Origin of the sequence: Nonomuraea gerenzanensis (assembly GCF_020215645.1) — a bacterium.
GTDB lineage: Bacteria > Actinomycetota > Actinomycetes > Streptosporangiales > Streptosporangiaceae > Nonomuraea > Nonomuraea gerenzanensis.
Map to the genome: position 1 here is coordinate 8,050,099 of NZ_CP084058.1, position 21,378 is coordinate 8,071,476.

Consider the following 21,378-nt stretch of genomic DNA (forward strand, 5'->3'; position numbering starts at 1 on the left):
CCGGCCGTTTCTGGTGGGCCAATGCCCGAGTGGACCTGGAAAATCCGCGTATGCGGTGAAACCTTGGTCTGGTGGCTGGGACATCAGGCACGGCCGGCCCACCCGCACGCCGGCTGTTGCTCGTCGAGGACGACCGCGAACTGGGGAACATGCTGGTCGGCCTGTTCACCGAGCAGGGTTACGCCGTCGATCTGGCGCCGGAGGGGCAGCGCGGGCTGCACCTGGCGCTGTCCCGCGACTACGACGTGCTCGTCGTCGACCGCGGCCTGCCCGCCCTCGACGGCATCGACCTGGTACGGCGGCTGCGCCGGCAGGCGGTCACCGCGCCGGTGCTGGTGCTCACCGCCTTCGGCTCGGTCGCCGACCGGGTGACCGGGCTGGACGCGGGCGCCGAGGACTACCTGGTCAAGCCGTTCGAGATCGACGAGCTGCTGGCCAGGGTGCGCGCCCTGCACCGCCGCAACCTCGACCTGGCCGGCCTGCTGCCGCTCGGCGCGGGCTGGCTGGACCCCGAGGCCCACCTGGTCCGCCTGCCGTCCGGGGAGCAGGTGACGCTGTCCGGCCAGGAGTGCAGGCTGCTCAGCGAGCTGGCGGCCAGGCCCCGGCAGGTGCACACCCGCAGGTCGCTGCGCCAGCGGGTCTTCGACGGGGCCAACAAGGAGTCGATCGTGGACACCTACGTGTACTACCTGCGCAACAAGCTCGGCTCCGGCGTCGTGTGCACCGTGCGAGGGGTGGGCTACCGCCTGGGTGCGTTGTGAGCCTCGCCCTGTTCGGCCGCCGCCCGGCCGGCGGGCCGCGGCTGCCCGACCCGGACCGGCGGCTGCTCGTGCGCGCCAGGCGGCGCATCACCGTGCAGGTGGCGGGCGCGATCTCCGTCGTGCTCGCGCTGGTCGGCGTGCTGGTGTGGTGCGCCATGGGGCACAGCCAGGGCACGGCTGCGGAGCGCGACCTGGCCGCCGCCGCCCAGCGCTCGCCGATCGCGTACCCGCCGCCCTGCGTGTGGCTGTACGAGCTGCGCGCCGACGGCACCGTGCGGGCCTCGCCCGGCGCGCCGGCGGCGCTGCCCGTGCGGGCGGCGCTCGCGGCCGGGTCCGCCGGCGCGGGGCCGCGCACGGAGCGGGTCAGCGTGGCCGGGCGCGACTACCTCATCCACACGCGCGAGCGCGGCGGCGCCGTCGTGCAGGCCGCGATGGACCTGCGTTACCAGGCCGCCGAGCAGCAGCGGCTGCTGCGCACGCTCATCGGCGCGGAGCTCGTGGGGCTGGTGGCCGCGCTGCTGGTCGGACAGGTCGTCTCGCGCCGCGCGATCACGCCGCTGGGCGAGGCCCTGGCCCGCCAGCGCCGCTTCGCCGCCGACGTCAGCCACGAGCTGCGCACGCCGCTGACCCGCCTGCACACCCGCGCCCAGCTCCTGTCGCGGCGGCTGCGCGGCGGCACCGACCCGATCCTGCTGATCGACGAGGTGGACCAGCTCGCGACCGGCACCAGGCAGCTCGGCGAGGTGGTCGAGGACCTGCTCAGGTCGGCCCAGTTCAAGCAGCTGCGCCGCCCCTTCGGCCCGGTGGACCTGGCCGTGCTGGCCGCCGAGCTGGCCGTGGCCGAGAACGCCAGGGCGGCGGCGCAGGGGGTGAGCATCGAGGTGCGCTGCGACGGGCCCGGCGACCACGTCGTGCGCGGGGTGGAGTCGGCGCTGCGGCGGGTGATCTCGGCCCTGCTCGACAACGCGCTCGGCCACACCGGCCCCGGCGGGCACATCTGGGTGACGCTGTCGTCCGGGCCTGGCACGATCGGCCTCACCGTCAGGGACGACGGCGCCGGGCTGGACCCGGAGGACGCCGAGCGGCTGTTCACCCGGTTCGAGGGCACCGGGTTCGGGCTGGGGCTGGCGCTGGTGCGGGAGGTGGTGGACGGCCACAACGGCACGATCACCGCCGACGGCCGCCCAGGTGGCGGCGCCGTGTTCACCGTACGGCTGCCCGCCGGCCCGCCCGCACCGATGGTGCAGCCGACCTATCAGAGGTATCAGCCGCCGCTACCGGGGTAGCCAGGACCGAATGCGAATCGAGGACTGGTTCCTCACCGGTGAGGAGCGCGGCAACCCGGCGACCAAGCTGAAGCCGTGGTCGTGCGGGAACGACGTGCGCCCGCTGATCCACGGCTCCGCCTACTTCGCCGAGCTGAAGACCTGCCTGGAGCAGCTCGGCAAGGACGACCTGGTGCTGTTCGCGGACTGGCGGGGCGACCCCGACGAGCGCCTGACCCCGGACGGGCCCAGCGTCGGCGCGGCGATGGCCGCCGCGGCGGAACGCGGCGCGCTCGTCCGCGGCCTCATCTGGCGCTCCCACCTGGACCTGCTGCGGTTCAGCTCGGCCGAGAACCGCCACCTGGGCCAGGAGATCGAGGACACCGGCGGCCAGGCGCTGCTCGACACGCGTACCGCGGTGGGCGGCTCGCACCACCAGAAGTTCGTCATCCTGCGCCACGACCGCGACCCGGAGCGGGACGTGGCCTTCGTCGGCGGCATCGACCTGTGCCACAGCCGCCGCGACGACGCCTCCCACGAGGGCGACCCGCAGCGCGCCCCGATGCCCGGCGTGTACGGGCCGCGCCCGCCCTGGCACGACGTGCAGGCCGCCATCCACGGGCCCGCCGTGGCGGAGGTGGAGCAGGTGTTCTGCGAGCGCTGGGAGGACCCGGCGCCGGAGACCCGCGACCCGGTGCGCCGCCTGCGCGACCACCTCGGCCGCCTCGACGACGCCCCGCCGCTGCCCCGGCCAGGGCCGCCCCCGCCGCCCGCGGGCCACCACTGCGTGCAGTTGCTGCGCACGTACCCGGCCCGCCGCGGCTACCCGTTCGCCCCGGACGGCGAACGCAGCATCGCCCACGCCTACCGCAAGGTGCTCGCCAGGACACGCTCGCTGATCTACCTGGAGGACCAGTACCTGTGGTCCACGGACGTGATCGAGCCGTTCGCCCGCGCCCTGGAGCGCGAGCCCGGCCTGCGCATGATCGTCATCGTGCCCCGCCACCCCGACCAGGACGGCTGGCTCGCCGGCCCCGCCAGCCTCATCGGCCGCGCCGACGCGCTGGAGCGGTTGCGGCGCGCCGGCGGGGACCGGGTCGGCATCTACGACGTGGAGAACCACCACGGCACGCCGGTGTACGTGCACGCGAAGGTGTGCGTGGTGGACGACGTGTGGGCCACCATCGGCTCGGACAACGTCAACCTGCGGTCGTGGACGTACGACTCGGAGCTGAGCTGCGCGGTGCTCGACGAGCAGGAGGACCCGCGCCCGCCGGCCGGGGCGCTGCGCTTCGCCAGGGACCTGCGGCTGACGCTGATGGCCGAGCATCTGGATCTGCCTGACGAGCGGGTGGATGAGCTGTGCGACCCGGTGGCCGCCTTCGACGCGTTCAAGCGGTCGGCTGAGGCGTTGGAGGCGTGGCACGAGTCCGGCGGTGAGGGGCCGCGGCCGTCGGGGCGGTTGCGTCCGCATCCGGAGCCGCGCCTTTCGCGGGCGCAGAAGCTGATGGCGCTGCCTCTGTACCGGTTCGCGGTGGACCCGGACGGCCGCCCGCCCGCCCTGCGCCGCTCGCGCGACTTCTGAAGCCCGGCGGGTCAGGACGACCGCCCCGCTCGCTACACGAGGCGACCGGTCCAGGACGCCGCCGCGGCCTTGTAGATCATGGCTGCCTGGGAGTCGAAGTACGCCGATACGCCGGTGTCGTAACGGTTGTCGGCATCGGTGTCGGACACGCTCATCGTGACGCCGTTGAGGTAGCCGAGCTGCTTGCTCGCTTCGTAGCGCAGCAGCCACGCGGAGCCGAGCGAGCCTTCACCGGTGAACGGGGAGTCGACGCCGACGAGCCATTCGGCGGACAGCTCGGGGGCCGCCACCCAGGACGCCGTCCCGGTGGACTGCTGGAGGTTGCGCCCGTTGTAGGGCAGGGTCCCGTCGGGGTGCGGGCCCGCCGGATAGCCGAGGAGCCTGAGCGAGGAGCCGGCCGGCTGGTTCCAGGCGAACCCCTGCCCGCCGGTGTTGTCGCCCAGCCGCCCGGTGTCGCTCAGCACGCCCGCGGAGTCGGCGGCGACGCCGTTGTAGACGGTCATGAACGCGTAGTCGCGCTCCAGGTCGTCGTAGAGGGAGAACTCGTCGTGGACGAAGGCGCTCTTGCCGACGTACAGCCCCTCGGGCGCCGCACCGTCGGCGTAGCCGGGCACGAACACCACGTGGCTCTGCGCGGCCGAGGCGCCCTCGATGTCGAGCACGCAGTGCCCGGCCGTGGCGACGAGGTTGCGGTACTGGCTCTGCAGGGCAGTGCCGGTGCACCAGTGCGGCTGCCCGTCGCCGCCGACGAAGAACACCTTGCCCACGGTCGCGGGATCCTCGCCGTCCGGGGGGATCAGCGGCGCGGTGCTGCCGGGCTTGCCGTCCGGGACGGGTGCGACGGGCAGGTCGGTCACGGAGACCGACGTCCGCACGGCGTACGGTGTGGCGTTCCTGAGGTTGGCGCCCCCGTCGGCGAGCCAGAACGCCGCGGTCTGCAGCCCGGCGGCGGCGGTGCCGGCCAGCGGGACCGAGGCCACCGCGGCCTGGGCCGGCGTGGCGGTGCTGCCCACCAGCACGATGCCGAGACCTAACGCGGCCAGTGTGCGCTTCATGTCGGATCTCCCCGTTCGATTCATGGGGCGCCTCATGGGCGGCCCCGGCGGACGAACGATCAAGATCCTATGCAGGGGTGGCCGGGAAGGCCACCCCTTATCGAGCATGAGTTCTAATCAAGGCGTGTACTCGTAGGCGCCGGCCTCGATGCCGCCGTCCGAGCCGATCGCGACGCCGTTCAGGTCGATCTGACCGTACTTGACCTTGCCCAGCCCGATCGCCTTGCTGCCGGCGAGCAGCCGCAGCGGGTCGGCCGGATCGAAGCGCGGGTCCTCGAAGACATTGCCGGTGCCGTTGTCGCCGCCCTGGTACTGGTCGCCCTCCAGCACGTTGTAGGAGTTGGCGGCAGCGGTCACGCCGGGGGCGTAGACGCTCTTCTTCTTGGCGTAGACGGCGTTCTGCGTCATCGTCAGGTGCTGGTTGGTGCAGCTGGCGTCGCAGACCACGCCCTCGGCGTCCTCGTGCGTCAGATAGACGGAGTTGTTGCGGAAGACCGTGCGCAGCACGGGGCCGTTCGGCTCGATCGGCGAGCCCGCCTCCTCCTTGTACGGCCCCCGGGTGACCAGGCCGCCCCTGGTCCGCTCGCCGTAGATCGCGTTGTACTCGAACACGTTGTCCGCGGTGCCGTCCGGGTCCTGTGACTCGCCGTTCGCCGAGGTCAGCGTGCCCAGCTCGGTGAAGGTGTCGTTGTCCACCGAGACGTTGTGGTGCACCCAGTTGCGCGAGCCCTTGAAGATCTCGACCGCCGCGCCGTCGAAGACGTAGTCGTAGCTCGGCGCGATCGAGCCCCTGATGTCGTTCCAGGAGATCTCGGAGTCGTCGCCGTGGACCAGGAGGGCGAAGGCGCCCGAGTCGTCGTTGGCGTACTCCTCGCCCATCTCCGAGGCGTCGGTGTTCACGCTCATCACGTTGTTGTCGACGAACTCGTTGCTGTTGACGGAGGTGTAGTCGGCCTCCTCGTCGATGTAGACGCCCGCCGAGGCGCCGGTGATGTAGTTCTGGTTGAGGAAGTTGTGGTCGCCCTCGATCGAGAACCCGGACCACTCGCACCGGCCCGTGCCCACCACGCCGACCTGGAGGTTGTAGACCTCCAGGTGGTCGCCGGTGAGCAGCACGCAGGCCACCTCGTCGGTGCCCTTGATCACGGGCTTGGCGCCGGTGCCGTAGGCGTCCACGACGATGGGGGCGGCCTGCGTGCCGTCCTCGCCGATCGATAACTGCTCCGCCCACGTGCTGCCTCTGCGCAGCAGCAGCTTGGAGCCGGGGGCCAGGGTGGCCGCGTTCGCCTTGGCCAGGGTCCGCCACGCGGCCGTCTCGGAGTTGCCCTGGTTCGTGTCCTTGCCGTTGACGCTGTCGACGTAGTAGGTGGCGGGGGCCGCCACCAGCGTCGTCGCCGCGGCCGGGGCGGCGACGACGCTCGTGATCATGAACGCGAACGCGGTGACGCCCACCGCGTACCGCTTCACCTTGGGGTCTGGCACTGCTGTTCCAACCTCCTGCGAGCAGCCGGAACCCTCGCTCCGGCATGCGGACGTGGTGGCCCTTCCAGGGGACGACGGCGTCAGGGATTGCCGTTGATCAGGGCCCTGGCCAGGTCGGGGCTGAAGGTGCCCGCGGGGGTCGTACCGGCGATGCCGCACGGCCCGTCGGAGTCGCCCGGCACCTTGACCCAGAACAGGTACTCGGCGCCCGTCGCCTGCTGCCGCGGCGGGGTGCCCAGCTTGCGGCGCGGCGGGTTGCACCAGTTGTCCTCAGGCGTGCTGTCCACGTACGGGCCGTTGCCGTTCCGGCTGGTGTCGATCACGTACGTCTTCGCGCCCACCGTGCCCGCCAGGTGGCCCTTGACCGCGGTCGCGTAGGTCTCGCTGTCGGCGGTGGTGAAGTAGTTGGAGACGTTCACCGCGAAGCCCCGGCTGTTGGCGATGCCCGACTTCACCAGCAGCGGCGCCATGTCCGCGGCCGGGATCCAGGTGGCGTTGCCCGCGTCCAGGTACACCCACGCGTTCGGCGCCTGCGCGCGCAGCACCTGCGTCGCGTCCAGCAACATCCGGTACTGGTCCTCGGGGTCCTTGCCGATGCGCGTCACGCACCCGGCGGCGGCGACCCCGTCGGGCTCCAGCACGACGATGGCGTGCCGGGTGCCGATGGCCTTGGCGAACTCGGTGATCCAGGCGTGGTACCCGGCCGCGTCGCCGGCGCCTCCGCCCGAGTGACCCGCGCACGCGTCGCGGTTGGGGATGTTGTAGGCCACCAGCATCGGCAGCCGGTCCTGCGCCTGCGCTGCGCCGACGTAGGTGTCCACGGCCTGCGTCAGATCGCCGAACCAGCCGCCGAACCACTCGAAGATCGGCTTGCTGCCGATGTTCGTCATGATGTTGGTGTCACCGTTGTCCGCGGCCCACTTGGCGGGGTGCGACAGCGGCGACACGTACAGGCTCGCGGGCCTGGTCGTCTGCGTCTCCATCAGCGAGACGTTGTCGAGCCGCACGACCGGCCTGCCACCGGACCCGCCGAGCTGGAAGGTCACCTCGGCCGCCGTCGCGGAGGCGGACGCGGCCGTGAACGGGATGCTGTAGCGCTTGCTCCCGGTGGTCAGCCGCACATCGGTGGCGAGCGACTGGTTGGAACTGGGGGTGGCGGTGTACTGCACCGTGGCCCTGGCCGTGAACGCGACGGTGGAGTAGGCGTCGAAGGAGAGCGTGTAGCTCTTGCCCGGGTTCAGCGCGGCGGTGGTCGGCGCGGCCACCATCGCGTCCCACGGGTTGGCCACGACCTGCGTGACCTCGATCCGCATGCGCTCGGACTCGGCCGCGACGGCGGTCTGGCCGATGGCTGTCCAGGGGGTGGTGGTTCCGCCGGTGAAGGTGCCGTTCGTGATGAGCTGGGCGGCGGCGGAGGCGGGAGGGGGGACGGTTAACGTGGCGGCGGTCAGGACGGCGGCTAAGGCCGCGGCTCTGGTGGGGGTGAAGAGTCGCACGTGATCACCTTTCGGTGGGGTCCGGCGATGATCATTGCTGACTCACTCTGACAAGGTCAAGAAAAGCTCATTCTGTTCATGCCGCTGTCACGGGGGGCTTTCCTTTTGCCTGGTCGGTCTATGCGGGCGCGGGGAGTAACGGCGCGCTCGCATCGCGCCCCGCCTTCCCGGTGCGCCCGCCTTCCCGCTGCGCCCTTACGCCTTACGCCCGCCCTCCCGCTGCGCCCTTACGCCTTGCGCTCGCCCTTACGCCTTGCGCTCGCCCTTACGCCTTGCGCTCGCTCGTTGCTTGGCGCCCGCCTCTACGCCGGTGCGCCTACCTCACACCGGACGCTTGCCTCCCGTATCCCCGTCGGCCAGCACCATGGTCAGCTGCGGCTTACGGATCACGTTCGTGGCCGACGCGCCATCCGCCTGCGCGGGGACGGCGCCCAGCGTCAGCACGGCGGCCAGGGCCGCGATCGAGGCGCCGGCGCGGACTGTGCGAGTACGAGTTCTCATACGGCTCTCCCAGAGTGCCGAGGGATCACGACGGTGTCGCTCACCAGCATCGGCGGCACACCACCACCCGTCCAGGCCCAGATTTCCCGCCGGCGGACGGGGCCGCTCGACATAACAGCCTCTGGTCCCCACCCCAGAGATCACCCGCGGATGATGTCCCGCAATTCAGCCAGAGTGTTGATTCCTCTTCGGCGGCCCCGAAGCGCTTCAGGCCGATCAGATATGGTTCCGGATACGGCTTGGCAAACCGGTAATCTTCACGAACGACAACGAAATCCATGAACTGCCTGATCTGGCGCCTCTCATGGATCAGTTCGAGATCCGCACGCTTGGCAGTCGTCACGATGGCCATCCTGACATACTTCGAAAGTTCGGCCAGAGCCTCAACAACCCCTTCGATCTCGATGGCTTCCGTTCTCAGATATTCCTGATAGTAATCGTCACGGACCTGACGCTGCCTGCTGATGGTGCGTTCATCAACACCAGCCACCCCGGCCTGGGCCCACACGCCCAAACCCTGGCTCATCTCCCGCAGCTATCGAACCTTGTCCAAGCTCAAGCCGATGTCCGCCAGGGCGCGTTCCCCGGCTCTGTAATACCAGAATTCGGTATCCACTAGAACGCCATCATGATCGAAGAGCACATACTTCTTCACTGCCCTACCTTTTCCAGTGGCCGCGGCGATCGTTGCTCGACAACCCAAGTCCCCGACAGACTCTCAGAGCCAGCCGTCTCTCGCCAGTTCGGAAGAACAGAGCCTGGCATCTCATCCTGGCGCGACAGTAACTCACGGATACAGACCGCGTTTATCTTCATCGCTCTACAGTCAGGGCCGATAGGCCGCTCGATTAATTCGGTGGCGCGGCGCCCGTTGCATGAGGAGCATTCAGCTTCCGAGAGCTCAACGCGGGCATGGTAGGTGGACCTCTGCCGACCACCTGAGCAGCCATGCCTCCGACGATGCATGTCGACCTGCCCGCCGCGCCGAACGGCTGCAGCCGCTGAAATTCTTCGTAGAACGGCATGGCCACAGGTGGTCATGCGTCTCTCTGGCGCTCAGCTAGGGCGTCGAGGTGGACCTTGTACATACTTGCCCGGTTCGATCTGCTCACGTAGACGCCGCTTATACTCCTCGTCCACGACCCCCGCGCCTGGAGGCAACCCGCCCCGCTTCAGGTACTCATGGCTCTCTGCCGCGAGAACGGTGCCCTGGTAGGCTTCTGGGTCCGCCTTCTGACGGCCTGCCACCACCAGTAGGCGACGCACTCGTTGATCGGGGTCAGATCGTAGGTGATCCTGGCCTTGTCGACGGTGTGCCAGTAGGCACAATCGAAGAGCACCTGATTCTCCATGAAAGGCAGCCCGGATGGTTTTCCGGCTGTTGCGAGCTGCCTTGAGACTCGGCTCTGATCTTTTCGGGCGATCGGTGCTGGTCGTGCGGCTGAACGGTCGTCGATTATTCCTCTCCTCGCCTTCGCCGCCGCAGAGACGTACACCGTTCAACACCCGAACATCGTTGCCAGGCTAGACCAACTCAGGAGGTGAGGATTCCTTTCCTGGGTCCTTGGGGGATCGACTGCGGCGTTTCAGCAGCGCGGCCGCCGCGTCCTTGAGCGGATAAGCGACTGGCCTCGCGCCCGGGATCTCCATCCCCTTGAGCAGCTTCCGAATGCGCCGGGGCTGGAGAGGCCCCTTCGCCAGACACTGAGCAAGCTCAGCCGCCGTGACGGTCTCGCTCTCTTCTGTAGGGGCGGACATCGACGCCTGAGGCACCAGCGCATCCTCCTGGCTGACACTGCTCGAGGCCGCAGCGAGGAGATCCTTACGGGCGGCCATCAGCCATGCTTCGATGCGCTGATCGATCTGGCCGCTGATCTCGTTGGCGACCCGAGCCCTGACAGCGTTCTCGAGGCTCTCCTCGAACACGACTTTGAAACGCTGGTCGAAGCGCTTCTGGAAGTTGGTGCTGTCCGCCCACGTATCGGCGTACACAGTGAACAGGTTGTCGAACCAGTCCTCAACCCACGCGTCGAAACCCTTCTTGAGTCCGCTGTCCTTCCATGCCTTGAGACGCGCCTTGAACCGCGTGTCGAAGTGGGAGTCGAAATGGGCACCCACACCTTCCTGGAGTCGATCGTTCGCGTTGCCCAACCACACCTCGACTCGTTGGTCGATCTCGGCGCCGAGCCGCTCAGTGACCCACTGATCGAACCGGGCCTGAAACCACTTCTCGAACTCGTCCTCTGTCCACGGTGTCCAGCGTCCCATGCAGCGCCCTCGCCACTCGCAGGAGATATGGATCAGTCATGTGGAAGATACGAAGGATCACACATGTCGCATAGCCCATGGTCAGGGCACTCTTAGGTCTCTCTAGAGAGATAGAAACCGATCGTTGACTGTCCATGTGTTGGGGGCATCACATCTCCACGATGGCCACCGTTGCGTTCGGCCTCCGGCTCAACACCTCTCAGCACCGCCGGGCGTACCTGTCGCCTGGCTCAGCGCTCGTAGATATTGCAGTCCCTGCCGACGCCGGCGTACGTGCCGCCGATGTCGTACATGAAGACCTTGCCGTCCTCCTCCTGGAGCCGCCACGGCATGGTGTTGTCCGTACGGGACATGCGGGTCCTGTCTAAGCCCGCCAGTCGGTCTGGCGTGGCCCTAGAAGTCCGCGCCGGAAAAGTGTCCGCTCATGCGGTCACCCACGCTACGCGAAGCAGCCGTTGTACGCCTTGAGCCCGTCCCTTACCTTGGAGGCAAAGCGCAAGGAGAGCCTGGTGGACGCGAACACCATCACAGCCATCTGCGCCACGATCATCGCCGTAGCCTCCCTCGCGGTAACGGTCTACCAGGCCAGAGCGACAAGGCTTCACAACCGGCACACACTGCGCCCGATCCTGCAACTCCGCCTGGTGCTCATCACAGGGGGGCCCTCAGGTCTGCTGCTCATCAACACCGGCCCCGGGCCGGCCATCATCACCGGCTCCCAGGTATGGCTGGACGGCAAGCCGGTAGGCCCGTGGGAAAGAGGAGCCGCGCGTAAGGTGCGCTACTTCATCGATCCCTATCCCTGCGCCTATGGCCTGCTGGATCGAATGTCGCTCGAACCCGGGTACGAGGCGTTCCTCATTGAGATGGAGAACTTCGACCGGGAAGCACATGCGCAGTTCGGGCGCCTTGTAGAGCACCGGCTCGACATTGAGATCCGCTACGAATCCTTGTATGGCGGGGAAGGTTACGTCGTGACGACCCGGTCGACGGCGTGGCGTAAGGCAACTTTGCGCGTGCCGGACCCTTCCGTTCCTCCACGCCCCCTAGCTGCTCCTCTGGCTACAGCTGACTGCACCAACAGGCCCGCCACGGGGTGCGAACGATGACCCGCCGGACCACCCCGGCAGGATGACCCGGCTCTACAACGGCGGGGCTTGTCGCAACATGAGGGGATGTGACCTGCTTACAGATGGAGGCTCCATCACAGTGGTAGCAGGAGGAACACATGCGGACACGCGCAGCGCGCTTGACCGTTACAGCACTCATCGTCATCGCCGGCATCGCCATCGGCATTGCTCTCCTCGTGTCCCCGATAGCGCTAAGGGGCATCGCCGAGCTCGCTCCAGCATCCCAGTGGGCCCTACTAGGCGAGGTTGGCGAAGCCTACGGCCCCGTGGCCACTCTGGTCAGTGCCGCAGCCCTGTTGGCAGTTGCCATGTCAGTGATCATGCAGGTGAGAACCACACGCATCTCCGCTTTTCACAACCTCCGCACCCGCCAGTTCGAGGTGGCGCGCACCTACTTCGACCATCCCGCCCTCATACAAGCCGAGGGAACCGCGTGGACAGGCCACGCGGATGACTTCCAGGTGCTGCTTTCGGTAGTCCTCAACCAGTGGATCGCGCACTGGGAAACCATGTACGAGCTCGGCCTGCTGAACGACGCAGAGGTACGGCATTCAGCGGGCCATATCTTTACAGGAACGGCTGGACGACAATTCTGGGCCTCTCGTCGCGATCATTTGCGGATCAGCGCTACAACCCGGCGGAAGAAGGCTTTCCACCGCCTGATGAACGAAGAATTCGCCGCCGCCTCCATTGTGAAGGCCCATCCCATCGTTGTCCCGACACCCGACAAGTCCCGAGAGTCACTCGTGGTTGCCGCAGCGGGGCTGCTTGGCGTCGCCGCACTCATCCTCGGTCTACAGCAACTGCGGGCCACCAACTCCAGGACAAGCAGAGGCTGAGCCGCTTGAGGGAAGGGGCTCTACTGAAGTGTCCGGAGGTGATCGGTGATGTTCTGCGGCACGAGAGCCGTATCCTCGTCGTCTGCCTGGTTCGTCAAGCAGGCGCGAGTGGCGGTGTCGAGAGCCTTGCCTTGAAGGATGGCCCAACGGGGACCTTGTACCACGTCGGGCAGGTGTTGTTGTGGCTGCAGCTCTTGAACTCGGAGTGGATCTCACCCGGCTCGAAGTGCTTCACGGATGCGTGGCAAGACAGGGCCGGGCCGCCCTTGGGTGACCCGGCCAACTTCGTGAGCGTCGGTCGCCGCCCGCAGTAGCGACGAGACCCACGCCTCCAGACCGCACCGTAGCGCCCCTGGCAGGCTAGCGTGATGTCGACTCCGACACCTATCTGCCATGAGCGAGCAGCCGCGACGCATCTGCCACGCTCCCGAGGATGCCTCCAGGCGGGGTGGGACGACGGGAGCGGACGACCCGCCGCTCACCGAGCAGCAGGTGACCCATCTCGCCGCTCTGCTCGGCCCGAACCTTCGCCGTGCATCAGGTCAGGACAGCGAGACGACTTCGGCGCCCTTCCCTTTGCGATAGTCGGCCGCCCCCTGCTCAGGCTCGCGCATGGACCAGCGGGCGATCGGGTCGGCATCGACGACACGGCCATCCATACGACGATCCCGAAGGTCGCGTACGACAGAGAGACCCATCTCCACCGCTCCACCCGACCACGCTAACGAACGGGACCGACAGTCCCAGGCGTCGGTGACCGCTGTCTCCTTCGGCTCCTGGTTCTGCCGCAGCGCGGCGAGGGGGTGATGACGCCCTGCTGTTCCATGGTGAAGGGTTGAAGCCGGCACCCGAACGCGACGATGGCCGTGAGGATCGTCTGGGCGGCACCCGTGATGGCGGCGCCGACGACCGGTCTGATGATGAGCGCCACAATCAACACCAGCACCCCGTTGACCACCACCACCGGGTAGCCCGCGGTGCCACCCGTCAGCGCGCGGGACGCGATCAGGACCGCGCGCAGGGTCGCCGCCGAACAGCTTGAATTGCGCCGCGGACACCTATGGCATCCAGGAGCCGGGGTTGAAGTCGCAGCTCTTGGACTTGCGGCCGCCACCGAGGCCGGCTCAGGCGGTGTCCCAAGCAGCGAACGCGTCCTGCCCTGTCGTTCAGGACGTGATCCTCGTTGGCCGCACACCCTGGGAGGTAGTCCGTACCGAAGCCCATGGGGACGCCAGCATGGCCCGACGGGCAGAACGTCGGAGCCGTCGCCCTCACCCACAGGCAGCCTGCCAGCGTCGAGTTCGAACACGTTACAACTGCCGCTTGTACGCGTCGAGCTGCGCCTTCGGCCATGACGCCTTGCCGTCGTTCTCGGCTTCGATGCCGATCGACCGGCAGTTGGCGTGGCCGAGCGGCAGGCTGGGCGCGTTGTGCCAGCACGAGCCCACAGCCACGCTGCGAAGTCGCTCGAGCTGTTCTTCCGATAGCTGCAGCGCACTTCCTTAGATCACCTTGGCCGTGTCGTAGGCGGCGCCTGCTTTCGACCTTGGTAGTGACTTTCGACGTCCAGTGGATGAACGCACTTCCGGCCAGCGTGCCCAAGAGTGCGATCAGCGCGATCCACATCTCCGGCGTCGACGAACACCCCCTTCGGTACGGAAGCGGCGATCATCACCGAGCTGGCAGCCAGAGCCAGATCGCCGCGCTCACGTAACCGCGCAGCAGCGCCCACGCCAGCTTCAATCCCGTCGCCGCGGTGTGTACGAGCCGGTCCTGCCATGTCCACGCCTGCACCAGGCACACCACACCGGCGGCGGCAACAGCGCCGCCGGAAACATGGACGTCTCTGTCGCCCATGTGTCCAGGGAGGCGCCCAGGCGATGCCGACCGCGTAGATGATGTCTCGCAGCACCAGCACGCAGGCTCAGGCGGGTTCTCAGGACTGCCAGGCGTTCCCGCACGCGGCTACCTCCACGTTCTCGGTCGTCGGGGTGCTCGGGGGGGTACCGCTCAACCCACACCCACAAAGGCGGGCGGCACGACATGTGTCCGGATGTGGACAAGCGGTTTCGGTCAACTAGAGGGATGCTTGGAACGTCTCACCACGGGCCGCCGCCCGACCGCACAGGAGCACGCATGGGCTATCCGCAACAGCCGCAAGACCCGTACGGCCAGCAGCCCTACGGCCAGTCGGGGCCGCAGCAGCCGTATCTTCCGCAGCCCTACAGCCAGCCGTACATACCGACGCCGGTGCCGCCGCAGTACGGGCCGGTCCAGTACACGCGGGTGCGGGAATTCAACCCGGTCGCGGCGGTCGTCCACGTCCTGCTGTGGATCTTCGTGCATTCCTGGCTGTGCCTGTTCACTCTCGGCTTGTGGCTGTTGATCGCCATCCCGGTGACGTTCATCGGGTGGAAGGTCACCAAGCACATGCCGGTGCAGCAGGTGCACTACCAGCAGCCGCCGTACCCGCCCTACTAACGAGGGGTGGCCGCCCGCGAGTCCCTTCACCGAAGACAGGTCTGCCGCGTCGGTCGCCCATGGCACTGCGATGGCGGCGGTCGTCTCATGTGCGTCTGGCGTCCCAGGTTCGGCGCGTGGATGGCTCCGTGGATTCGCTGTCGGATAGCAGCACTTCTTTGATCACTCCCATTCTGCTCCCAGAATCGAGCGTCCCAGACATGCGAAGAGGCTGGCTCTCTGATGAGAACCAGCCTCTGACGTGTGGTGGGCGATACTGGGATCGAACCAGTGACCTCTTCGGTGTGAACGAAGACGGGCCCGCAGGTGAGCGACGCTCATAAATGCTCTGGCCTGCGGAAACGGTCGAATATTGTCGGCTCGTGTCGGCTGGTGTCGGTTAATCTCCACGCACGCACAACGCACGATCTTGACTCGCCGAACGGTCACCCAGTGTCATGGCGGTGGCGGATCGGATGCACGTCGGCGTCAGACCGATCGCTCTTCTGCTCGCGATGCATGAGCGTCGCCCGCAGCGCGATGACCACTTGCTCGCGCACATCCTCGGGCAGGTCGGTCCATGCCCAGATCTGACGCTCGTGCGGGTCGGTATAGGGCGCATCGGCCATCGCCTGCAGCTCGTCACGCGGCCGGAGAGCCAGGTCTTCCCGCGTGGCCAGGCCGCTGAGTTCAAGCACCTCGCCGAGCGTGTAACCAAGCGCCTTGCCGATCCGGCGCAGGACATCGTTCGTGGCGCCGCGATCCTCATGCAGGATGCGGTTGATGATGGAGGCGGCGACGCCGGCCTCCTGCGCGAACCGCGACTGCCCCCGAAACTCAAGGTTGTAGCCGCGTTGAGTCAGCTCCTCGCGTAGCCAGAGGCCAAGCCGACCAGGAGTTTTGCCCACGGGCACAGATAATACAGCTCTGATCACTCCCGGCAATATGCGCCGTCCGGGCACCACTTCCTGACTGTCCGGGTTTACCCACGTGAAGCCGGGGTTGGTCACGCCAAAAAATCATAGCGTGCGCCTATTGCATTGCTATTTGGCACAGAACTATGGTGAGGGCACTTCCAATGCCGAACGGCACAAGTTCTCGGGAGGTCCCTCATGGCGCACCGTGTCCAACTGCGCCGCACCAAAATCACCGACGACATGAAGGCTCGCGGCCTCGACTCCGAAAGCGCCCAGGCGCGCGAGCTCGACGTGGCCACCTCGATCCTTCACCGCGCCTTCAAGGGCGAGCGGGAAACGAACGCGTTCCTCGCGCTCCGCGTGCTGTGGACCCTCGGCTCCGACGCCACCCGGCGCGACATCGTCACCTACTTCGACGGCGTCCAGCCGGAGCCGGCCATCCGCGAACCGGTCGCCTCGTGAAGAGCTCGCCGAAGGTCGACGGCCGCCAGCAGCAGGACGACCACCTGCCGCTGCTGCTCACCATTCCCCAGGTTGCCAAGGAGCTCGGGCTCAAGAGCCGTGACGCCGTCTACGACCGCATCCGCTCCGGCCAGCTCCGCGCCGTGGACGTGGCCGGGCCCGGCAGCACCCGCACCCTCCTGCGCGTTCCGGCCGACTCGCTGCGCGACTACATCCGCGCTTGCCCCGAAGTGCACAACCCCTGAACGCCGCAAGGGCCCACCCGAGCCACCGGGCGAGCCCCGCGATCGACCAGCCATCCCTACTCGAGCAAGGGACGACCAAGCCGATGACCATCATCGCAGCCACCCCCACCACCCCGCAGCACACCGAGCTGCTCACCGCGTTCGACGTGCTCGACATCCAGTGCGCGCTCCAGAACGCCGCCGCCACCGACACCGCCACGCTGAACGCGCACGACCGGCAGGCGCTCGCCCTCCTCACCTACTGGGACAAGCTGCCGTCCGCCACCCGCGTCCTCATCTCCTGGCTGGCCGACCCTGCCCGCGTCGACGTCACCCTGCCCGTCACCAGCGAAGTCGCCGACCGGCTGCTCTCCATCGCCGCCGAACTGCCGCCCGTCACCCCGGAGGAGACGGACGCGTGGCTGGCCGCCCACGACACTGAGCCGTGCGATGTCGAGCGCATGACCGCCGCCCTGGTCGCCTACGTGGCCGAGCACGGCAGCGACGTCGGCGGCGGACACATGCGGCTCATGCTCAACGCCGCCCTCCTCGCGGTCGCCCGCCCCGACATCACCGCCGACGAGGCCGTCCGCATGGTGGCCGAGGACAGCCTCGACCTGAACGTACGCCGGGTCGGCACCATCGCCCACGACATGGTGGCGCGGGCGCAGCGCGACCGGCTCACCGCCATCGACGACGAGGCCGCGGCGGTGGCGCTGTGAAGCGACGCAACCCCCGACTCGACATCATCAAGCGCGCCCTGCGCACCTCCGACCCAGCCGACCCGAACCTGGCGCTCAACATCTACACCGCCCTGTTCGGCAGGCCCAGCGAGGCGCAGTCCCCCGTCGAGGCGGTGGAGGATGCGCACCGCCGCCGCGACTTCTCCGGCGTCATCGACGCCGCCCGCGCCGGGCAGCAGTCGATGGAGAGCCAGCCGTGGTACCCGGCCCAGCACGGCGACATCGTGCACATCGCCTACGACCCGACCGGGCACATCCCCGCCTTCGGGGAGACGTACGAGGTCATCACCTCCGACGACGGCCGCGTCCTCAAGCTGATCGCACACACCGGCGACCCCGACGCCGTCGGCTACTACGCGCCCGGCATGCCCGACGAGCCCTTCCACGAGGCGTGGTTCGAGGCCGGACCCGCCCACCTCACGATCGTCCGCCACGGCCGCGTCGTGCACGGGGGTGCCTGATGACCCTGCGGATCCTGGGCGAGCCCGGCCACCACCGGCCCGGCGCCGACACCAACCACTTCCTCGGCCGGTGCGCCGAATGCGACAGCCACTACATGGCGTCCATGAACCTCGGCAAGGTGCAGGACTGGTACGAGACCGGCCACTTCGACCAGACCAAGTACGAGGCGTACCGGCACCTGTGGGCGACCAGCGCCTACCGCTACAGCAGCGAGGACGTCGGCTGGCACGACGCCCCCGACGACCCGGACGTGGCCGAGTTCGTCGACCTGCTCAAGAAGGCGATGGCCGCCCGAGACGAGGTGGCCCGGTGACCACCATCCACCTGGACCCGGACGGGCCGCACAGCGACACCTACACGCGGCAGGTCGCCGGCGCGTTCGCCGAGACGGTGCGCGTCCTCAACTACGCCACCCGCACTCAGGACGGTGTGCCGCACCCTGCCACCGTCAACTCGGTGCTCGGCGACCTGCGCACCGGCATGCAGCGTATGGACCAGCTCCTGCGGCAGATCAACCAGCGTCTCCGCGACTTCGGCCAGGGCGACCTCGCCGACAGCCGAGAGCGTGACGTCGAGGACGTCGTCGGCTGGGCACGCGTCAGCATCCTGGAAGCCCTCGACAGGGCTTCGAGCTGCGCCGCGCACCTGGAACGGGCGTTCAACGACACCTCCGGCCTCTACCTGCGCGACGACCAGGACGGTGCCTGATGACGCAGCCCAGGTGCGGCGAGAAGTGCGACGTCACCATCACGAACGTCCGCGTCGTTGGCCACCCGTCAGCGCGTCTCGTCCGCATCGCCGACGAGCACGGCGACACCTACGACATGCCGCCCCAAGCCGCCATCACGCGGCCGGGCCAGTACGACAACGACCGCGTCCGCGACATCCTCTCCCTGCTCGACAGCATGGAAGCCGAAGGCACCATCAAGCCGTCCGTCGCCAACGCCGTGCGCAGGAAGCTGGGCCTGCCGCCAAAGCACTGGCCGCCGCAGCCCGGCGACGTGTGGCACGACGGCTTCCCGTTCGGCGACTCGCTCTGGTTCGCTAGCCACCACGAAGCAACCGGCGACAACCCCGACTGGCCCAGCCGGATCGTGATGACGAACATCATCGCTGGCACCGGCACGAAGACGCCCCAGGAACTGCTCGCGTACGCCACCGAACTCTCGCTGGCCTACCGGCACCAGGACGGCTCATCGTGACTGCCGTCGAAGCACCGCCGCTCGGCGCCGGCGTCCACGACATCCCCCACGACGCCTACATCTCCGACCCCGTGTCCGGCGGCAGCCTATCCAGCACCGGCGCGCGCAAACTCCTCCAGCCCGGCGGGCCCGCCAAGTTCCGCTGGGAGAAGGACCACCCGGAGCCGCCCAGGAAGACGTTCGACCTCGGCCACGCCGCCCACCAACTGGTGCTCGGCGCCGGGCCCGAACTCGAGCTCATCCCCGCCGACGAGTGGCGCACCAAGGAGATCAAGGCCCAGGTCGCCCGGGCTCGGGAGCGCGGCGCGGTGCCGCTGCGGCCCGCCGACTGGCAGATGGTGCACGGCATGGCCGACGCCATCCGCCGCCACCCCGTCGCCTCCCGCCTGTTCGAACCCGGCGCCGGCCAGGCCGAACAGAGCCTGATCTGGCAGGACAGCGAGAGCGGCGTGTGGCGGCGTGCCCGGCCCGACTGGCTGCGGCCCGGCACCGACCGGCTCATCTGCTGCGACTACAAGACCACGATCAGCGCCGCCGACGACGCCATCGCCAAGACGGTCGCCAACCTCGGCTACCACCAGCAGGACGCCTGGTACGTCGACGGGCTCCAGGCGCTCGGCCTCGACGACCAGCCCGCGTTCCTGTTCGTGCTGCAGGAGAAGGCGCCGCCGTACCTGATCCGCATCGTGCAGCTCGACCCCGACGCCGAATGGGCCGGCCGGCGGCTCAACCGCCGCGCCATCGACATCTACGCCGCCTGCACCGCCACCGGCATCTGGCCGGGCTACGACCCCGAGATCGGCCTCATCTCCCTGCCCCGCTGGGCGTCCATCGCCACCTTCGAGGAGAGCCTGTGACCAACAACAGCCCCGCCACGATCAACCTGCCCGCCCCGGCCAGGGTCGGCCAGGCCACCGCCGTCGAACAGTCCCGCGCCGTCGCCGAAGTGCACGCCGCCATGGTGATGGCCCGCCAGTATCCGCGCCGGGTGGATGCGGCCGTCGCCGAGATGGAGCGGTGCTGCCAGCAGCCGTCCCTGGCCAAGCGGGCGTTCTTCCGCTTTTCCCGCGGCGGCGAGACCGTCACCGGCCCGTCCATCCACCTGGCGCGCGAGCTGGCCCGCTGCTGGGGGAACGTGCAGCACGGCCTGGCCGAGATGTCGCGCGACGACCAGCACGGCCAGTCGGAGATGCAGGCGTTCGCGTGGGACGTCGAGACGAACAGCCGCGTCTCCTCGACGTTCATCGTCCCGCACAAGCGCGACACCCGCAGCGGCGTCAAGGCGCTGGTCGACATGCGCGACATCTACGAGAACAACACTAACAACGGGGCCCGGCGCGTCCGCGAGTCCATCTTCGCGGTGCTTCCGTCCTGGTTCGTGGAGCGGGCCAAGGACCTGTGCAACGCGACCATCGAGAAGGGCGACGGGGCGCCGCTGGAGAAGCGGGTTGACGAGGCGGTCGCGGCGTTCGCCTCCGGCGGCATCACCCAGGACCAGATCGAGCGCAAGCTGGGGCGGCCGGTGGCCCGGTGGACGGCGCAGGACGTCGCCCAGTTGGAGGTCATCTTCACGAGCCTGCGCCGCGGCGAGGTGACGAAGGACGAGGAGTTCCCGCCCGACCGGGTCACCAGCTCCGACATCCCCGCCGGGGATGCCAAGCCGGCGCCCGTCCAGCCGCCCGCACCGGCCGAGACCGAGCCTCCTTCAACCCCGGCCGCCGGCGCGGCCACCGAAGCGGCACCCGAATCGCCGGAGAAGCGGGAGGCGGGCGAGCAGCAGGTGCGCGACCTGTTCGACCATCTCGACACGAAGATCCCCAACAAGACGCGCCTCGACGACCTGACAGTCCTGTTCAGCCGCCGCGTCACCGCGCTCGCCGACCTGGGCGACAGCGAGCTCGCCGACCTGGCCCAGCTGCTGGCCGACTGCGGCGGCAAGACCGCTGCGTGGCAGGCGGCCGTGGACGCCCAGCGGCAGCAGGCGGGAGGCCAGGCATGACCATCCAAGACGCCACTGCCATCCAGCCGCCGGCGCACGGCGGCGACCCCGAGGTGATAGCCGACTTCGAGTCCCGCATCGAGTCCCTCACCGAGCAGGCTGAGCAGCTCGCCGGCGAGCGGTCGAAGGCGCTCCAGGAGATCGCCTCCCTGGAGGTGTTCGCGGAGGGCTGCATGCAGCGCGGACTCAAGCTCCGGGCCGTGATCGCCCGCTACCGCGAACACCTCGAAGCCGAGCTCGCCACCCCTGCAGGGGATCCGGCCGACGAGCACGGCAACGTACAGACGGCCCTGATCCCGAGGCCGCGCACCCGCTACCCGCTCGTCCACCTGCCCGGCGTCACCACCCCGCACCTGGGCTGTGTCGGCTGCGGGACACCGCTGCGGGAGGCGACCGCCGCCGAAGTCGAAGCCATCACCGGCGGGCAGGCGCTGCACCCGCGCTGCCCCAAGTGCACCGCGCCGACGCGTATCGGCGCCACCCCGTACCCGTCTGAGCCGCGCACCGCCTGACCGGCGCGCCATCCG

At 68.6% G+C, this 21,378-nt stretch carries 27 protein-coding genes; 16 read left to right on the plus strand and 11 right to left on the minus strand.

Annotated elements, in window-relative coordinates; all coding sequences use genetic code 11:
• Positions 1 to 71: 71 nt before the first annotated feature.
• The 3 genes from LCN96_RS37225 to LCN96_RS37235 are packed head-to-tail and all read left to right on the plus strand — an operon-like array spanning position 72 to position 3,611.
• Positions 72 to 761 (plus strand): response regulator transcription factor, encoded by a 690-nt coding sequence (locus LCN96_RS37225; protein ID WP_225267112.1) that lies wholly within the window; start codon positions 72 to 74, stop codon positions 759 to 761.
• The gene (locus LCN96_RS37230; RefSeq protein ID WP_225267113.1) at positions 758 to 2,047 is read left to right on the plus strand and encodes a sensor histidine kinase; all 1,290 of its coding nucleotides are present in this window, start codon (positions 758 to 760) and stop codon (positions 2,045 to 2,047) included. The genes LCN96_RS37225 and LCN96_RS37230 overlap by 4 nt, the downstream gene beginning before the upstream one ends.
• Before the next feature lie 10 nt (positions 2,048 to 2,057).
• On the plus strand, positions 2,058 to 3,611 hold the full coding sequence (locus LCN96_RS37235) for a phospholipase D family protein (RefSeq protein ID WP_225267114.1): 1,554 nt from the start codon (positions 2,058 to 2,060) through the stop codon (positions 3,609 to 3,611).
• A gap of 32 nt (positions 3,612 to 3,643) precedes the next feature.
• Here the strand turns inward: LCN96_RS37235 and LCN96_RS37240 are convergent, their stop codons facing one another.
• From LCN96_RS37240 to LCN96_RS56870, 8 genes are all read right to left on the minus strand, one after another.
• Complete coding sequence (locus LCN96_RS37240; protein ID WP_225267115.1) at positions 3,644 to 4,666, minus strand: trypsin-like serine peptidase; 1,023 nt, start codon at positions 4,664 to 4,666, stop codon at positions 3,644 to 3,646.
• 117 nt (positions 4,667 to 4,783) lie between these two features.
• Positions 4,784 to 6,148 carry a hypothetical protein gene (locus tag LCN96_RS37245; protein WP_225267116.1) on the minus strand — a complete coding sequence of 455 codons (1,365 nt, stop codon included), beginning with the start codon at positions 6,146 to 6,148 and terminating at the stop codon, positions 4,784 to 4,786.
• An 80-nt stretch (positions 6,149 to 6,228) separates the two neighbouring features.
• Positions 6,229 to 7,644, minus strand: a complete 1,416-nt coding sequence (locus tag LCN96_RS37250; protein ID WP_225267117.1) for a glycoside hydrolase family 6 protein — start codon at positions 7,642 to 7,644, stop codon at positions 6,229 to 6,231.
• Between the two features lie 321 nt (positions 7,645 to 7,965).
• A complete protein-coding gene (locus tag LCN96_RS37255) occupies positions 7,966 to 8,145 on the minus strand; it encodes a hypothetical protein (RefSeq protein ID WP_225267118.1) in 180 nt (59 codons plus the stop codon).
• A gap of 40 nt (positions 8,146 to 8,185) precedes the next feature.
• Entirely contained in the window at positions 8,186 to 8,671 is a 486-nt protein-coding gene (locus LCN96_RS37260) for an HAD hydrolase-like protein (RefSeq protein WP_225267119.1), read from the minus strand.
• A gap of 646 nt (positions 8,672 to 9,317) precedes the next feature.
• A complete protein-coding gene (locus LCN96_RS37265) occupies positions 9,318 to 9,485 on the minus strand; it encodes a DUF6247 family protein (protein WP_225267120.1) in 168 nt (55 codons plus the stop codon).
• 184 nt (positions 9,486 to 9,669) lie between these two features.
• Positions 9,670 to 10,413 (minus strand): hypothetical protein, encoded by a 744-nt coding sequence (locus tag LCN96_RS37270; protein WP_225267121.1) that lies wholly within the window; start codon positions 10,411 to 10,413, stop codon positions 9,670 to 9,672.
• Between the two features lie 230 nt (positions 10,414 to 10,643).
• Positions 10,644 to 10,766: a hypothetical protein gene (locus LCN96_RS56870; protein WP_263657369.1), complete on the minus strand. Its 123-nt coding sequence runs from the start codon at positions 10,764 to 10,766 to the stop codon at positions 10,644 to 10,646.
• A 156-nt stretch (positions 10,767 to 10,922) separates the two neighbouring features.
• Here LCN96_RS56870 and LCN96_RS37275 point away from each other — a divergent pair, with 156 nt between their 5' ends.
• On the plus strand, positions 10,923 to 11,522 hold the full coding sequence (locus LCN96_RS37275; protein WP_225267122.1) for a hypothetical protein: 600 nt from the start codon (positions 10,923 to 10,925) through the stop codon (positions 11,520 to 11,522).
• 119 nt (positions 11,523 to 11,641) lie between these two features.
• Positions 11,642 to 12,382, plus strand: a complete 741-nt coding sequence (locus tag LCN96_RS37280; protein WP_225267123.1) for a DUF6082 family protein — start codon at positions 11,642 to 11,644, stop codon at positions 12,380 to 12,382.
• 1,310 nt (positions 12,383 to 13,692) lie between these two features.
• Here LCN96_RS37280 and LCN96_RS37285 read toward each other — a convergent pair.
• The gene (locus tag LCN96_RS37285) at positions 13,693 to 13,836 is read right to left on the minus strand and encodes a peptidoglycan recognition protein family protein (protein ID WP_225267124.1); all 144 of its coding nucleotides are present in this window, start codon (positions 13,834 to 13,836) and stop codon (positions 13,693 to 13,695) included.
• 217 nt (positions 13,837 to 14,053) lie between these two features.
• Positions 14,054 to 14,239 (minus strand): hypothetical protein, encoded by a 186-nt coding sequence (locus tag LCN96_RS37290; RefSeq protein WP_225267125.1) that lies wholly within the window; start codon positions 14,237 to 14,239, stop codon positions 14,054 to 14,056.
• A 279-nt stretch (positions 14,240 to 14,518) separates the two neighbouring features.
• On the opposite strand from LCN96_RS37290, the gene LCN96_RS37295 reads away from it, so the two are divergent.
• Complete coding sequence (locus tag LCN96_RS37295; RefSeq protein WP_225267126.1) at positions 14,519 to 14,863, plus strand: hypothetical protein; 345 nt, start codon at positions 14,519 to 14,521, stop codon at positions 14,861 to 14,863.
• 425 nt (positions 14,864 to 15,288) lie between these two features.
• Here LCN96_RS37295 and LCN96_RS37300 read toward each other — a convergent pair whose 3' ends face one another.
• Positions 15,289 to 15,852, minus strand: coding sequence for a helix-turn-helix transcriptional regulator (locus tag LCN96_RS37300; RefSeq protein ID WP_225267127.1), 564 nt, complete (start codon positions 15,850 to 15,852; stop codon positions 15,289 to 15,291).
• Positions 15,853 to 15,954: 102 nt separating this feature from the next.
• Here LCN96_RS37300 and LCN96_RS37305 point away from each other — a divergent pair, with 102 nt between their 5' ends.
• From LCN96_RS37305 to LCN96_RS37350, 10 genes are all read left to right on the plus strand, one after another.
• Positions 15,955 to 16,221 (plus strand): hypothetical protein, encoded by a 267-nt coding sequence (locus LCN96_RS37305; protein WP_225267128.1) that lies wholly within the window; start codon positions 15,955 to 15,957, stop codon positions 16,219 to 16,221.
• Complete coding sequence (locus LCN96_RS37310) at positions 16,218 to 16,466, plus strand: helix-turn-helix domain-containing protein (RefSeq protein ID WP_225267129.1); 249 nt, start codon at positions 16,218 to 16,220, stop codon at positions 16,464 to 16,466. Before LCN96_RS37305 ends, LCN96_RS37310 begins: the two co-directional genes overlap by 4 nt.
• Positions 16,467 to 16,549: 83 nt before the next feature.
• Entirely contained in the window at positions 16,550 to 17,167 is a 618-nt protein-coding gene (locus LCN96_RS37315; protein ID WP_225267130.1) for a hypothetical protein, read from the plus strand.
• Entirely contained in the window at positions 17,164 to 17,649 is a 486-nt protein-coding gene (locus tag LCN96_RS37320; RefSeq protein ID WP_225267131.1) for a hypothetical protein, read from the plus strand. The genes LCN96_RS37315 and LCN96_RS37320 overlap by 4 nt, the downstream gene beginning before the upstream one ends.
• Positions 17,649 to 17,963, plus strand: coding sequence for a hypothetical protein (locus LCN96_RS37325; protein WP_225267132.1), 315 nt, complete (start codon positions 17,649 to 17,651; stop codon positions 17,961 to 17,963). The genes LCN96_RS37320 and LCN96_RS37325 overlap by 1 nt, the downstream gene beginning before the upstream one ends.
• Positions 17,960 to 18,358, plus strand: a complete 399-nt coding sequence (locus LCN96_RS37330; protein WP_225267133.1) for a hypothetical protein — start codon at positions 17,960 to 17,962, stop codon at positions 18,356 to 18,358. The genes LCN96_RS37325 and LCN96_RS37330 overlap by 4 nt, the downstream gene beginning before the upstream one ends.
• On the plus strand, positions 18,358 to 18,852 hold the full coding sequence (locus tag LCN96_RS37335; protein WP_225267134.1) for a hypothetical protein: 495 nt from the start codon (positions 18,358 to 18,360) through the stop codon (positions 18,850 to 18,852). Before LCN96_RS37330 ends, LCN96_RS37335 begins: the two co-directional genes overlap by 1 nt.
• Entirely contained in the window at positions 18,849 to 19,709 is an 861-nt protein-coding gene (locus LCN96_RS37340) for a PD-(D/E)XK nuclease-like domain-containing protein (RefSeq protein WP_225267135.1), read from the plus strand. Before LCN96_RS37335 ends, LCN96_RS37340 begins: the two co-directional genes overlap by 4 nt.
• Entirely contained in the window at positions 19,706 to 20,851 is a 1,146-nt protein-coding gene (locus LCN96_RS37345) for a hypothetical protein (protein WP_225267136.1), read from the plus strand. Before LCN96_RS37340 ends, LCN96_RS37345 begins: the two co-directional genes overlap by 4 nt.
• Positions 20,848 to 21,363, plus strand: coding sequence for a hypothetical protein (locus tag LCN96_RS37350; RefSeq protein WP_225267137.1), 516 nt, complete (start codon positions 20,848 to 20,850; stop codon positions 21,361 to 21,363). Before LCN96_RS37345 ends, LCN96_RS37350 begins: the two co-directional genes overlap by 4 nt.
• Positions 21,364 to 21,378: the final 15 nt, after the last annotated feature.

What these genes read in the sequence shown, in the direction of transcription:
- LCN96_RS37295 (WP_225267126.1), top strand. Translation starts at nt 14,519, where the DNA reads ATGGGCTATCCGCAACAGCCGCAAGACCCGTACGGCCAGCAGCCCTAC.
- LCN96_RS56870 (WP_263657369.1), bottom strand. Translation starts at nt 10,766, where the DNA reads ATGTCCCGTACGGACAACACCATGCCGTGGCGGCTCCAGGAGGAGGAC.
- LCN96_RS37280 (WP_225267123.1), top strand. Translation starts at nt 11,642, where the DNA reads ATGCGGACACGCGCAGCGCGCTTGACCGTTACAGCACTCATCGTCATC.
- LCN96_RS37235 (WP_225267114.1), top strand. Translation starts at nt 2,058, where the DNA reads ATGCGAATCGAGGACTGGTTCCTCACCGGTGAGGAGCGCGGCAACCCG.
- LCN96_RS37240 (WP_225267115.1), bottom strand. Translation starts at nt 4,666, where the DNA reads ATGAAGCGCACACTGGCCGCGTTAGGTCTCGGCATCGTGCTGGTGGGC.
- LCN96_RS37260 (WP_225267119.1), bottom strand. Translation starts at nt 8,671, where the DNA reads ATGAGCCAGGGTTTGGGCGTGTGGGCCCAGGCCGGGGTGGCTGGTGTT.
- LCN96_RS37305 (WP_225267128.1), top strand. Translation starts at nt 15,955, where the DNA reads ATGGCGCACCGTGTCCAACTGCGCCGCACCAAAATCACCGACGACATG.
- LCN96_RS37350 (WP_225267137.1), top strand. Translation starts at nt 20,848, where the DNA reads ATGACCATCCAAGACGCCACTGCCATCCAGCCGCCGGCGCACGGCGGC.
- LCN96_RS37255 (WP_225267118.1), bottom strand. Translation starts at nt 8,145, where the DNA reads ATGAGAACTCGTACTCGCACAGTCCGCGCCGGCGCCTCGATCGCGGCC.
- LCN96_RS37315 (WP_225267130.1), top strand. Translation starts at nt 16,550, where the DNA reads ATGACCATCATCGCAGCCACCCCCACCACCCCGCAGCACACCGAGCTG.
- LCN96_RS37325 (WP_225267132.1), top strand. Translation starts at nt 17,649, where the DNA reads ATGACCCTGCGGATCCTGGGCGAGCCCGGCCACCACCGGCCCGGCGCC.
- LCN96_RS37270 (WP_225267121.1), bottom strand. Translation starts at nt 10,413, where the DNA reads ATGGGACGCTGGACACCGTGGACAGAGGACGAGTTCGAGAAGTGGTTT.
- LCN96_RS37335 (WP_225267134.1), top strand. Translation starts at nt 18,358, where the DNA reads ATGACGCAGCCCAGGTGCGGCGAGAAGTGCGACGTCACCATCACGAAC.
- LCN96_RS37290 (WP_225267125.1), bottom strand. Translation starts at nt 14,239, where the DNA reads ATGGGCGACAGAGACGTCCATGTTTCCGGCGGCGCTGTTGCCGCCGCC.